The organism is Allocoleopsis franciscana PCC 7113, assembly GCF_000317515.1.
GTDB classification, from domain to species: Bacteria; Cyanobacteriota; Cyanobacteriia; order Cyanobacteriales; family Coleofasciculaceae; genus Allocoleopsis; species Allocoleopsis franciscana.
Window position 1 is genome coordinate 3970929 of the sequence record NC_019738.1, and the last position, 13508, is coordinate 3984436.

Genomic DNA, 13508 nt, shown 5'->3' on the forward strand with positions numbered 1-13508 from the left:
GGATGCTCAAGGTTAACACCTTAGCGTTACGGAGAGGGACTTGTCTGTGGTGATGGACTGGGTGATGGGCTGGGTGACAGAGAAGGTGATGGGCTTGGTGACGTAGAAGGTGATGGGCTTGGTGATGGAGAGGGTGGTGTTGTTTGGGGGGTTGCCCGTGGAGTTGGGGTTGGGGTTGGGGTTGGTTTGGGGCTGGGAGTTGGAGTTGAGGTTGGTTTGGGCTTACCCAGAATTGATCTTGCCTCCTGATCAAGTCGCTGACGAACTTGTAAATTAGCCACTCCCGTCACTGGCAAACTCACTTGCTCTTGAAATCTCTTGACAGCAGCTTCAGTTTGTGAGTCATAAAACTGAGTAATGGGCAAAGCAGGGCTAGGCTGAAGCGTCAGGTTCAGGTTGGATTTGAGAATTTTGACAATATTAGCTGCAAAATTCTGGGTCTGAGGGCCAGCAATCCCATCAACTTGTAGCTTATATCCCTGCTGAAACTGGCGAATAGCTGCTCTGGTTGCCTCATCTGTGAGGGTATCTCCTAGGGTAACGTTGTAGCCAAAGCCACGCAAAACAGCGCGAAACTCTCTTGGGGTGTAATCCCGGCTACGCTGGGCAAAGGCGACTTCACAACTCACCACACTGGCGGCTAATCCCAAGCCAATGATGGCAACGGGGACTCCATATCGATTCCACATCATTTACAATCCTCACACCACTGATTGAGCCGATAACAAATTGAACAGGTATAGTTTAATCTGAAAGATGCTGTTCTTGATAATTGATATACTATTTTTCTTGTTTTAGACAATACCAATTTGATGGACAAAACGCAAGGATAGCAACGCCTTTTCATGGGTCTGCTGTCAGAGTTGTATGGGTTCTGTAAGATTGGGTAAATGAGTAGAGCAATCCAGTCGTATACTCAACGGATTTTTATACCTTCGCTATATAAATAAATGATGTTTAGAATGCACTCCTCTGGCATGAATAATCTCTAACCACAAAAAACATGTCATCCTTGCCAAAACTGACCCCCATAAAAACTAAAACGCAAGTACGCCGAAGCCTTTGGTTTGAACGAGTCATGGCACTCATTGCGTCAGCGAACCTGGCTCTTGTTCTGTTTGATTTGAGCTACATTTCTTTACGAAATTTCTGGCTTCAAGGCAGAATCAAGATTCCTTTGCTCAATCAAACCATTCAGGTTCCTCTGCCACCAATCGCCAAGTGGTATGACCCGTTTAAAGGGATTGAACCCAACCGAGATACACAAAAGTATTTGGAAACAGTAGATAATCTGGAGAGGCAGCTTGGCCTGATTCAGTCGCCCCCACTACAAACTCAAGAAATCTTAAGCCGATTACGCTCACGTCAGACAGCAGAAATTATCGAAGCGCTGCGTCTTCAGAGTGAAGAAATGGTAGATACGAATCCGTTTCAGGTCGCCAATAAGACAGGTACCCTGGAAAAGATCAAAAATCGAATGCGCGATCGTGTTCCCAATCAGGAGAATTCAGCTAAACAATCATTCAGACAATTTTGGAGCCAAGACTACTTAGACTTAAATGGTGTCAGGGGAGAATTGATTTTTTTTGATGAGGAAATTCGACCTTTAATAGAAACCAACTACTATCGTCCAATTGGAGAAAATGGCGAATTTATAGACCGTTTTTGGAAGATTGACTTACCCTTTGTCATCCTGTTTGGTCTAGAGTTTTTGGCACGTACTTGGTTAATTAGTCGCCGTCATACTGCTGTCAGTTGGCGAGATGCCATGCTGTGGCGTTGGTACGACCTCTTCCTCGTGCTACCGTTTTCTCTGGTGCCGTTTTTGCGCTATGGTCTACTACTGCGGATCATCCCTGTAACAATTCGCTTAAGTCAGGCGGAACTGATAGACCTAGAGCGTATCCAAAAGCAAATTAGTCAGGGGTTTGTTGCCACCATTGCTGAAGATTTGACAGAAGTTGTGGTGGTTCGGGTGATTAATCAGGTACAAGGATCTATTCGCGGAGGCGACCTAGCTCGATGGCTCTCCCAACGGGATGTTCGTCCCTATATCGACCTTAATAATACCGATGAAGTGGCAGCGCTCACAACGTTGATGACGCAGCTTGTGGTTTATCAAATTCTTCCTAAAATTAGACCTGACCTAGAAGCATTGCTGCAACATAACCTGGAAAAAGTGATTAAACAGTCTCCGGCTTACCAGAGTCTTGAGAAATTACCAGGACTCATTGGACTCCAACACCAACTCACTGAACAATTGACCAAAGAAATCATTCAAGCTGTCTACGATGGTCTCAATGCGGCAATGGAAGAAGACCCGGTTGGAGACCAATTGCTGAAACAATTGATTGAACACTTGAGCGAGGCTTTAGGGACAGAAATACAGGGTAAGCAGACCTTACAAAAAATTCAGGTTTTATTGACGGATTTATTGGAGGAAGTCAAGATTAATTACGTCGAACGCTTGTCTGAAGAAGACTTTGAAGAAATCTTAGAACAAACCAGAGCCATCCGTCACATTGCTCAGCAGTAGCGCGAGTCCCTGTGGGCAGACTAGAACAACCCGTCAAAAATCAAACTCTCAATCCCTAATCGCCCGTCACAGCTAAGGCAGATTGCGCTACACTCGAACATAGCAGGAAGTCTTTGCGATTTGCTGCGGGGCTTCTTGTTGGAAGAAATTTTACCTGGAAGTGGGGTTGACCCACTTTTTTTGTTGTTGGAGTGCTTCAATGACTCATCCCCTAATTCCCCAACTCATCGATTTGGCGACGCCAGTAGCCGAAAATCTGGGATTGGAAGTCGTCGGGGCTGTTTTTCACACGAACAGACGCCCCCCTGTACTGCGTGTGGATATCCGTAACTGCGCTGATGATACCAGTTTGGATGACTGCGAACGGATGAGTCGGGCACTGGAAGAGCAGCTAGATGCTTTAGATCTCATTCCAGACTCCTATGTTTTGGAAATTTCCAGTCCTGGGATCTCCCGTGAACTCACGACAGACCGAGAGTTCATTTCTTTCAAAGGGTTCTCTGTCATTGTCAAGACATCTGAACCTTTTGAAGGTCACACCGAGTGGCGCGGAAAGTTAATTCGCCGGGATGACACCGGAGTTTACCTGAACCAGAAAGGTCGTGCGCTTGCCATTCCCCGTCCACTGATTATCAGGGTGCAGTTGGAAGAAAAGGTTTGAATCCGGGTTGAAGCTAGAAGGTGGTAGACGCTTAGAGGCTTCTGCACTCCTTTGAGTCTAGTCGCTTCTCTAGGAGACGCTCATTGCCGTTTCTGTTTGGACAAAGCTGGCTGGGCAAGAGTCAGCACCATCGGCTCTTTCCCTGAGCAAACGAGACTCCTTAGCCTCTTCGAGAGTAGCGTCGGTTAAAACATTCAACCGGCTCACCTTCGACCCGGAGACAAACCTGTCAACTTTTATTTATTCATCATTCATTACGGAGATTTGCTTATGTCAATCGTTGCCTTACCGGGCCTGAAGAAGATGATTGAAGAAATCAGTCAAAGTCACAATCTACCGAAATCTGCCGTTCAACAAGCGCTACGGGAAGCTCTCTTAAAAGGATATGAGCGTTATCGTCGCGCTCAACGTCTTGATCGGTACCATTTTGAAGAAGAGTACTTCAACAACTTTGAAGTTGATCTAGATATTGACGAAGAAGGTTTTCGCGTCTTATCGACCAAAACGATTGTTGAAGAAGTCAGTAACAGTGATCATCAAATTTCACTGCAAGAAGTTCAGGAAGTAGCCTCGGAAGCTCAACTTGGGGATTCGGTTGTTTTAGATGTGACTCCAGATCAAAGCGAATTTGGGCGGATGGCGGCTATTCAAACGAAGCAGGTACTCTCCCAAAAATTACGAGACCAGCAGCGTAAACTTATCCAAGAAGAGTTTGAGGAACTAGAAGGCACAGTTTTACAAGCTAGAGCGCTAAGATTTGAACGCCAATCGGTGATTATGGCGATTAGCAGTGGCTTTGGTCAGCCAGAAGTCGAAGCGGAATTGCCCAAGCGGGAGCAGCTCCCCAATGATAACTATCGCATCAATGCCACATTTAAGGTGTTTCTCAAAAAGGTGCGCGAAGGTCCTCATCGGGGGCCACAGCTTGTCGTTTCCAGAGGGGCGGCGGGTTTGGTGGTTTATTTATTTGCTAACGAAGTTCCCGAAATCGAAGACGAAGTCGTGCGGATTGTGGCTGTGGCACGGGAAGCCAACCCTCCCTCTCGCCATGTCGGCCCTAGAACTAAAATTGCCGTTGATACTCTAGAGCGAGATGTTGATCCGGTTGGGGCTTGTATTGGGGCTAGGGGATCGCGCATTCAAGTCGTGGTCAATGAATTACGGGGTGAAAAAATTGACGTGATTCGCTGGTCGCCTGACCCATCCACCTATATTGCCAACGCTCTCAGCCCAGCACGGGTGGAGCAAGTGCTACTGGTCAATCCAGAAGGACGTCAGGCGCATGTTTTAGTGCCGGAAGACCAGCTCAGTTTAGCGATTGGGAAAGAAGGTCAGAATGTTCGCCTTGCGGCTCGCCTCACCGGCTGGAAGATTGATATTAAAGATGTGGCTAAGTACGATTATGAGGCCGAACATCGCAAAATAGAGGCATTAATCGCCAGTTCTCCTGATGTTGACGAGATCTACGAGGAGGATGAAGAAGAAGTCGTAGAAACACTGAATCTGAAGGATTCAGAGCCAGTGGATGAAAGGCTCGATCAAGAAGAGGAGTAGGAGACGAATTTGGCTTAGTGCTCCGTTGGCATTGGCCTTTTCAGTATGATGGCGCTTGGTGCGGCTCTCTTGTGCGATCGCTACTCAAGTTAAACGCCTTAAACGGTTCACAACAGACAACAACACTTGTTTGCCTTTAAGGAATACAAAACCTCTCACCCATTCTATGGAGCCTAACTATCGTCGTTGTCTGAGCTGCCGCAAGGTGGCTCCCAAAAAGGCGTTCTGGCGCGTTGTCCGACTCTACCCATCGCGACAGGTACAATTAGATCAGGGGATGGGGCGTTCTGCTTACCTCTGTCCTCAAGCAAGTTGTCTGGCAGCAGCTCAAAAGAAAAACCGATTGGGGCGGAGTCTTCGTACCTCCGTACCCGAAAAACTTTATGAAGCTCTATGGCAGCGTTTAGCCCCTAAACCAGCAACACCAACTCAACCCAGGGAAGGAGAGATAGAACCGTGACGCCGTCAATGGCTTTCAGTGAATCCAACAATCGTTAGGATAGATAGAGAGTGATTGGTTTTTGGGGTTGTCTCGATCGGAGGTGAGTCAGGTGCAACCCAAATCAGCCACTTAAGTCAAGAAAACCAAGTTGAAACGGAAATAACACAAAACCTATATCAGTTTTTTTAAGATTTGTGCAAGATTAGAGAGGAAGGGTCTAACGGCTTAATAACTATCCAATAGGTTTCGGGGCAATAGGCTCTTCTCCAGCCTTAAGGATTAACCCTTTAATTTAGAAGCGCACTCACATTCACACAAAGATAACAACTTCACCCATTGGTCACAAAACAAATGAACAAGCAGTCATTCGAGCATGTCGATATGGTGTAAAACTGGTAGTTACGACGGGGAAATACTGGATGAACAACGGCAAAGTAAGAATTTACGAATTATCACGGGAATTGGATTTGGACAATAAGCACATTTTGGACATCTGTGAAGACCTCAATATTGCGGTTAAAAGTCACAGTAGTACGATCACGGAATCCGAGGCGGAACGCATTCGTGCGGCTTCAGAAAAATTGGCTGTCAGAAGCCGTGGCGGTGCGACCTCCACAGAAGGAGGTACAGGATCACCTCCTCATAAATTTGCGACCCGTCCCAAGGGTCAGCCCAGGCAACAAATCGTAGGAATCAAGCCGAAGTCTCCTACCAGTCCTAGATCGCAACAGGAGGATAATAGAGTGGGAATTCCTCCTCAACCCCCCGTCAAGCCATCGGTGACGCCCCCCCCCAAGCCGACGCTGAATCGACCCGCTATAAAGACGCCGGAACGTCCATCTGAGCCGATCATTGAGCAGGAACCGCCGGAGTTACAAGAGATAGTACCCCCGGACGTTCAAGTTGAAACCGAGCCGGCTCAACTGGCAGGCCCACCTGTAAGACCAACGCCGCCCAAAAATCCTCAGCTAACACAGGTTGAGCGACCGATTTTGAAACGAGAGCGGTCAGAGCCTTCGCCGGCTAAACCGAGTGGGACTCCAGTGCCACGTCAGCCAGTTAGTGCCAACCCATCCTCAACCGCAACTGAGTCCTCACCGCCAGCACGTCGGAGTCCAGCGCCAGTGGCTCCCGTACAGCCAAAACTTTACGGGCCACCGAAAAGACCCCAACCCCCTCGTGAAGGTCAAGGTGTTGATGTGGCGGCAACCCTAGGAGCCGATGACTTTGCTGGGCCGGACGAGGATATCGAAGGGATCTCATCAGAGATTAAGGAGCTGAAGGCACCCAAACGCCTGACTCCTCCCCGACCCCCGACGAAGAAGAAAGAATGGGTTGATGAAGATGATGAGTCGCAAGAGCTGGCTAAGGCCGGAAAAGCGGGTGCCAAACTCAAGCGGCGACCTGAACTGTTTGAAGATGATGAGGAAGATTTTGAAGATCAGCTAGCCGAACTAGGGGCACCCGTCATCGCTACTCAGGCCATAGCTCGTCCTGCCAAGCCCAAGTCTCAGCAAAAACAACCTGTGTCGGCGGCTATGCCTACGACGAGCCAGAGAAGGAAGCCCGGTGTCAGAGGCAGCGACCATAACAAATCGGATGCGCGCGATCGCCAACGGGATAAGAAAGCAACTCCAGAACGCCCAGAAACAATCGAGTTGACTGGCTCTGTGACGATTCGAGAACTGGCGACGGCTTTGGGGATTGCTGAAACAGAGATTATTAAAAAGCTGTTCTTCAAAGGAATGGCAGTGAGCATCACCCAAACCTTGGATATCCCCACAGCCAGCCTAGTGGCAGAGGAACTGGGAGTGACCGTTCAGACGACCGAAGAAGCACCTGCTGCTACGAAGGTGACAGTAATGGTGGGTGAAGAAGACATAGAAAACCTGCAAAGGCGTCCACCCGTCGTCACCATTATGGGTCACGTCGATCACGGAAAAACCACCCTGCTCGATGCGATCCGCGAAACCAAAGTGGCGCAGGGAGAAGCGGGTGGGATTACCCAGCACATTGGCGCTTACCATGTTGATGTTGACCATGACGGTCAAACTCAGCAGGTGGTCTTCCTCGACACTCCTGGACACGAAGCTTTCACCGCCATGCGAGCGCGTGGAGCAAGAGTCACTGACATCGCTATCTTGGTGGTGGCTGCCGACGATGGTGTCCAACCTCAAACCGTTGAAGCCATTAGCCACGCCAAAGCGGCTGAAGTTCCCATTGTTGTTGCCATCAATAAAATTGACAAACCCGGAGCCCAGCCTGACCGCGTTAAGCAGGAATTAACGGACCGAGGTTTGCAGCCAGAAGAGTGGGGCGGCGACACAATTATGGTTCCTGTAAGCGCTATCCAAAAAGAAAACCTGGATACATTGCTGGAGATGATCTTGTTGGTAGCGGAAGTCGAAGACCTTCACGCTAACCCGGATCGACCGGCTAGAGGTACAGTGATCGAAGCGAACCTGGATAAAACCAGAGGACCGGTTGCTACCCTGTTGGTACAAAATGGCACCCTGCGGGTTGGGGATACCCTCGTGGCTGGCTCAGTCTTCTGTAAAGTGCGAGCGATGATCGATGACCGGGGGGCACGGGTTGAAGCCGCAGGGCCATCCTTTGCCGTGGAAGTCTTAGGTTTGAACGAGGTTCCCGCTGCTGGTGATGAGTTTGAAGTCTTTGAAAGCGAAAAAGAAGCCCGTTCGACCGCCAACAAAAGGGCAGATGAGCAGCGGCAATCTCGCCTGCAACAGGTGATGGCGTCACGCCGAGTCACCCTCAATAGTCTCTCCGCCCAGGCTCAAGAAGGTGAACTCAAAGAACTCAACTTGATTTTGAAAGCAGACGTTCAAGGCTCCGTCGAAGCTATTCTCGGTGCCCTCAAGCAACTGCCACAAAATGAAGTGCAAATCCGAGTTCTGCTGGGAGGAGCCGGCGAAGTCACCGAGACAGATGTTGACTTAGCAGCGGCTAGTGGTGCTGTAATTATTGGCTTCAATACCACACTGGCTCATGGTTCTCGACAGGCGGCTGACCGAGAAGGGGTCGATATCCGCGAATACAACATCATCTACAAACTCCTTGATGATATTCAAGCGGCGATGGAAGGTCTGTTAGAACCCGAAATGGTCGAAGAACCACTCGGTCAAGTCGAAGTTCGAGCCGTCTTCCCCGTCGGGCGCGGTGCGGTTGCGGGTTGCTATGTGTTGACGGGCAAAGCCGTTCGGAATTGCAACATCCGAGTCCGTCGCGGTAGCAAAGTAGTCCATGAAGGTATCCTGGATTCCCTGAAGCGGATGAAGGATGATGCCAAGGAAGTCAATGCTGGCTACGAATGTGGAGTTGGCCTCGATAAGTTCAATGACTGGCATGAAGGCGACATCATTGAGACCTTCAAGATGGTCAGCCGACGCCGGACGTTGTCAGCCACTTAAAGAGTAAAGAGTTGAAGGTTGGTCGGTTGAAGGTTGAAAATCTGAAGGTTCACTCCCTATAACCTGCCACTTATTAACCGACTAACCTTCAACCCCCACTAACCTGCAACCCAATCCGAACTTATGCGCTCTTTCTGGACTGAACCTTTTTTGTGGATTCATCTTGCTGGATTAGCCGCATGTCCCCTTGCCTTGGAACTTGTTTGGCTCGGACTGGCGGTGGGTGACCCCATCTTGCCAGTCTGGCTAGAGTTCTTTTTGGTGGCGGCGATTGGACTAGGGCCGATTTTGTGGATGCAATTGACCCGCCCCTTCGACATTTTCAGCATCCTGATCTTTGCCCTGAAGCCAGAGCAACTAACACAGGAGCAGCGACGCCTCTTAAGCTTGTTCAAAACAAAGACAAATCGAGTGATTACGATTGCGGCGACTGTCTTGCTGCTCTGGGTGCTGTGGCAAATCTACCGAGTGGCTCCCGTAGCAGCACCAGTCGTTCCCTTATCACCCCGTTGGCATTTCCTGGGACTGCTTGGTGCGGGATTGGCTTTTCTCATCAGTCATTTGTTTTTACAAGTCCCGGTTGCTGTGGCACAAGTCCTTCTAACTAGCGAGTCTGAGTTTGTCGCCGCCACACCCTACCCCGTTGAGAAAATACCGCAGGACTTTACAGTTCCCGGTGTACGAGTCAATAAAATTTTGTCCCTCACGGCAAAAGAGGCTGCAACCCCCTCAGTTCCTGCCACTTCATCCTCAGCAGAGTTGACGGCTGATCAAGAGTGAAGCCTGCGGCGCTCTTAAAGGGAGAAGGCAGAAGGCTATTCGGTTTATCACCAGTAAGTGGTCGCAAGAGTCGTTAAAGAAAGTCCTACCCTGTATAGCGACAGCTATACCTATTCGACGCTACTCTATTGAGCTGTAGATTGCTCTCGTTAAATTCTCAATTCATTAAGTTGTTGTCGATCGCACAATCTGAATAAAATAGCCAGGTTATCCTGAAAGAAAAGCAAAAACCTGGACTTTTATCGCGCTCCTTTCCCAAGAAGCGCTATTGGACTAGGCCGTTTAGAGTTTTTAAGGTATTTTATGGAAAGCTCAGCTACTCCTGCATCCGCTCAATTTCCTCAAGACAGCCAAATCTGGGATAGCCTCAAACAAGCGATCGCCACCAGTTCGGGATTTCAGCGATGGCAGATGGAACATCGAGTCATCGATCAATCTCAGGATTATAACCTAGATAACCGCGTGCGGCGGTATCTCAGGGAAACTTTAGAAACTTTAGCTTATTAGAACAAAGCTCTTTTAGGGAGCATTGTCTCACAATCGGGGCAGTGGCGGCAGGCGTCCGAGTACCTTGCTAATGTCCTGAATAACCTCAGCAAGGCGTTCACCCTCGACATGAACCTCTGGCGTTGGGTAGTTTTGCAGTGTTTCGATTAAGGTAATATTGCCATCCGGCAAAGCCGAACTTACCAAAGCTCCTCGTAAAGACTCCCGGTTAGCTCGATTAGTGGGAGTATGAATCACCTGACTGACTTGATCGAGCATTACTTGTCCTACGGGAGTTCTGAGGACTTGATACAGGAAAGTCGGGTTAACTTTAACCTCTTGCGTCAAAGTGCGCCGCAACTCGGCGGGTTCTTTTTTGGCAAGCTTGAGATAAGCTCGCAGCGATCTAGAAAGTTCCCCTGTTTTAACGAACGTTGTCAGTTCAGGCACCGATACTCTCTCTCGCAAAAAACGGTATTTCAGCACTGCCCATTCAGCCGCTTCTGCGCGATCGCTCCAGAAGCAAACACACAGGAGTCCGACGAACCCAACAATCCAACCCCGTAAACAAAAGTAACTATTTCTTTTGTTTTGTTTTGGCACATTTCACCTCCGCTATCGGTAATCATCTCATCCTGTCGGCTCTTCTAGGGTCGATAACATTTTTGGACTCAGCATCGGTATAAGGATAGAAACGCCTATCAGAGTCAAATTGTACTACCCAATTTGAATTTTTTTGTGATCACCTTTTCCTAGTCCGCATTTCGCATTCTTAGCACCTCCTAAGGCCGCAGAGCTACTACAGCCTCGTGAGGACATTGCGATCGCACTCCAATCTTTAAGGCTTCTCGCCCCTTAAACTCCCCATGAGAGGCTGGGAAGCAATTTTGTCCAATCCCTCCGACCTTAACAAGTTTTCCCACGCAGCCGCGAGCGCAGAATCATCCGGATTCAAGCGGCGTTTCTCAGCCAAGGTTGCCACACTGTCGTACCACAGATTATTCTGACCACCGCGAGAGACTCGTTGAACCCATCCATCTACATAAATATCCCCACTCCCTAGCTGTGGACAAGTGATTTGAAAGTACCAATGATAGTTTTTTCCCACTACTAGGGGTGGCAAAGATTTGTCGTCAGGAAGGCGAAGATCAAAAATACCAGAGATGCGAGAACTTGGAAACGTTTTCTCATAAACCTTATTGTCATCTTCCTGAAGAAGAGTAAACTTCACCGCTGTTGCGGACATTTGAGGAATATAGAAAAAGAATTTGGGATAGGCGGCAATCGTGAATCCCAGATTGGTTTCTGGACTCAATGCTGTCAGTGGCAAGTTGGGTACATTAGCCCCACAACCCCGTCCAGCCGCAGGTTCTCTCCTGCCAGGGAGCGGTCGTCGTTCATCCTTTAAACGCAGCGTGAACCAAGCAGGAGATTGCCTGTTCCCCGATTGCCCTTGAACTTGTAAATTTGAAGGCTGGGCAATAACTTGTAGGGGCACAACAGACAAAAACAAACCAACAAAAAAAGCGATACAGAACGTGATAAGAGTCGTGCGAGACTTTGTCCAAAACATAATAGGTTACCTCCGAACACTGATGAAGTGACTTTCAAGCATTACGACCCAGCACCCGGTAAACATCAACCTTGTGCTTTTTTCCCTTCAATTGCAGTGCACCCCAAGCTTCCACCTGAAACTCATCCTGGAGATAAACCAGAGTTTCGTGAGCAATCAAGATTCGACAGTCGCTCGGTTGACTGTCTTTTTTACAACTTTCCAAACGAGAGGCAATATTGACACTGTCCCCAATCACCCCATACTCCAAACGTTCCTTGCCGCCTAAACTACCGACCATGACAGGGCCGGTATAAATTCCCACCCGCATTTGAACCAACGGCAAACCTCGATTGCGCCAATTCCGGTTGAGTTCTTGCAAGCGATCGCCCATCGCCAGAGCACAAGCTACACCCCGTCGAGCATCTTCTGCCACAACGGCCTCGGTTGTAGCGGGTACAGGCACCCCAAACACCGCTAACAGACCATCGCCAGTGAACTTGTTGATAATTCCACGGTAGTTTTGCACTTCCCGCACCATGATGGGCAAATATTCATTCAACCAAGCCATCACCTCTTCTGGCGGCATTTGTTCCGAGATGGTGCTAAATCCTTTGATGTCAGTCAGTAATATCGTCGCGATCACTCGTTGACCGGGTAGCAGACCTGAATCCAGCAAACGGTCATGCTCATTCCAAAGCGCTTGGGCAATTTCCGGTGAAGTTTGCTGTCCTAAGAGCTTCATCACCATCTGTTCTTGGCGTTGGAAACGTTGCCGTTGGTAAGTCTCCACCGCCAAACCCGTGACAATTAATCCGATCGTCGGTGCCGCTAAGGGTATCCATCCCGACTGCATCAACAGCGATAGGGTAATACCAAACAACAAACTCAGACAGCCTAGACCACTCAACCCCAGGATCAGCAGATTCTGAATTCGTACCACCAAAATGCCCCCCACCAAAGACCAAGCGACAATCCACAAGAGTTCTTCCTGTTCAGACCAATACCAAAACAAGGGACGACGATCCAAAACAGCACTCAAAATTTGGCTCACCATCTGGGAGTGAAGCAGAACCCCCGCCATCCGAGGAATGGCTTTTTCTCTGGCGCTGTAGGGGGTAGAGAACAAATCTTTTGCCGTTGGAGCGGTTGCGCCAATGAGTACAATCTTGCCTCTCACCCAGTTTGGGTCAATCTGCCCATTTAAAACCTGTGTAAAGTTAACGCTGCGTGCGACATTTCGAGGTGAACGATAATTCAACAGAATTTGATAGCCACCATCATCAATATTTTGATAACCACCGGAATTGAAAGCCAACCAGTTAAATACCGTTGTACCTAATTGAAGTTCCTCGGTTTTGGTAAATTGAGGGTTAATCCCTTTGTGTTTAAGATAAGCGAGGGCGACACGGAGGGAAAACGAGTAGAGGGTCGTTTGTTCATCAATCGGAGCGACCATAAAATTGCGACGAACCACGTTATCGGGGTCAACCACAACATCACTGAAACCTACCCGTTCCTGGGATACTCCGGGTGGGGGGATAACCGCCTCGGCTTCGGTGTTGCCAATATTGGCGATCGCAATCACCTTGGGACTTTGGAATCGAGCTATCAACTCAGCCTGACCTGTCCCTTGTGGCACATTACGAGCCAAATCCACACCGATGACCATGGGTTGATGCCGCTCCAATTCTCCCAAGACCTTGGCTAACAGCCCGTCGGAGATAGGATATTGATTCAGAACTTGGATATCTCGCTCTGTAATCTCCACCACTAGCAAGCGCGGATCGGGGCCTTCATCCGGGCGCAGGCGAACCATGAGATCGAAAGCCGCTAATTCCAAAGGCTGTAGCCAGCCTAACTGCCGTAATCCCAGGAACAAGCCAAACGCAGCAAGGCTGGTGATAACTAAGTCAAGATTCTTTGACGTAACGCTCTTTTTCCAAAAACTATTAAAAACCTGAGCAAATTGAGAAATTAAGGAATGATTTTTATAATTCATTTCAGTTGCACCAATCTGGGGAAATGCGTCCTCGCTTAGATTCATGTGTAATTTTGTGAGCGAATCG

At 48.8% G+C, this 13508-nt stretch carries 12 protein-coding genes; 7 read left to right on the forward strand and 5 right to left on the reverse strand.

Features of this window, described 5'->3' with window-relative positions:
• Positions 1-26: 26 nt before the first annotated feature.
• Positions 27-692 (reverse strand): peptidoglycan-binding domain-containing protein, encoded by a 666-nt coding sequence (locus MIC7113_RS16575; protein ID WP_015183314.1) that lies wholly within the window; start codon positions 690-692, stop codon positions 27-29.
• A gap of 311 nt (positions 693-1003) precedes the next feature.
• Between MIC7113_RS16575 and MIC7113_RS16580 the strand changes: the two genes are divergently transcribed.
• Both MIC7113_RS16580 and rimP read left to right on the forward strand, forming a co-directional pair.
• Positions 1004-2536: a hypothetical protein gene (locus MIC7113_RS16580; RefSeq protein WP_015183315.1), complete on the forward strand. Its 1533-nt coding sequence runs from the start codon at positions 1004-1006 to the stop codon at positions 2534-2536.
• A gap of 199 nt (positions 2537-2735) precedes the next feature.
• On the forward strand, positions 2736-3197 hold the full coding sequence (gene rimP, locus MIC7113_RS16585; RefSeq protein WP_015183316.1) for a ribosome maturation factor RimP: 462 nt from the start codon (positions 2736-2738) through the stop codon (positions 3195-3197).
• Between the two features lie 69 nt (positions 3198-3266).
• Here rimP and MIC7113_RS36545 read toward each other — a convergent pair whose 3' ends face one another.
• Entirely contained in the window at positions 3267-3404 is a 138-nt protein-coding gene (locus MIC7113_RS36545; protein ID WP_155898016.1) for a hypothetical protein, read from the reverse strand.
• 63 nt (positions 3405-3467) lie between these two features.
• Between MIC7113_RS36545 and nusA the strand changes: the two genes are divergently transcribed.
• The 5 genes from nusA (at position 3468) to MIC7113_RS16610 (ending at position 9908) form a co-directional block, all read left to right on the forward strand.
• Positions 3468-4751 (forward strand): transcription termination factor NusA, encoded by a 1284-nt coding sequence (gene nusA / locus MIC7113_RS16590; RefSeq protein WP_015183317.1) that lies wholly within the window; start codon positions 3468-3470, stop codon positions 4749-4751.
• 166 nt (positions 4752-4917) lie between these two features.
• A complete protein-coding gene (locus tag MIC7113_RS16595) occupies positions 4918-5211 on the forward strand; it encodes a YlxR family protein (RefSeq protein ID WP_015183318.1) in 294 nt (97 codons plus the stop codon).
• A gap of 401 nt (positions 5212-5612) precedes the next feature.
• The gene (gene infB / locus MIC7113_RS16600; RefSeq protein ID WP_015183319.1) at positions 5613-8621 is read left to right on the forward strand and encodes a translation initiation factor IF-2; all 3009 of its coding nucleotides are present in this window, start codon (positions 5613-5615) and stop codon (positions 8619-8621) included.
• Between the two features lie 123 nt (positions 8622-8744).
• On the forward strand, positions 8745-9401 hold the full coding sequence (locus MIC7113_RS16605; protein ID WP_015183320.1) for a low-complexity tail membrane protein: 657 nt from the start codon (positions 8745-8747) through the stop codon (positions 9399-9401).
• A gap of 303 nt (positions 9402-9704) precedes the next feature.
• Positions 9705-9908 (forward strand): hypothetical protein, encoded by a 204-nt coding sequence (locus MIC7113_RS16610; protein WP_015183321.1) that lies wholly within the window; start codon positions 9705-9707, stop codon positions 9906-9908.
• A gap of 27 nt (positions 9909-9935) precedes the next feature.
• Here MIC7113_RS16610 and MIC7113_RS16615 read toward each other — a convergent pair whose 3' ends face one another.
• From MIC7113_RS16615 to MIC7113_RS16625, 3 genes are all read right to left on the reverse strand, one after another.
• On the reverse strand, positions 9936-10490 hold the full coding sequence (locus tag MIC7113_RS16615) for an alpha/beta hydrolase (RefSeq protein WP_015183322.1): 555 nt from the start codon (positions 10488-10490) through the stop codon (positions 9936-9938).
• 235 nt (positions 10491-10725) lie between these two features.
• Complete coding sequence (locus tag MIC7113_RS16620; RefSeq protein WP_015183324.1) at positions 10726-11460, reverse strand: DUF928 domain-containing protein; 735 nt, start codon at positions 11458-11460, stop codon at positions 10726-10728.
• Between the two features lie 34 nt (positions 11461-11494).
• A complete protein-coding gene (locus MIC7113_RS16625) occupies positions 11495-13486 on the reverse strand; it encodes a CHASE2 domain-containing protein (RefSeq protein WP_226883424.1) in 1992 nt (663 codons plus the stop codon).
• Between the last annotated feature and the right edge of the window lie 22 nt (positions 13487-13508).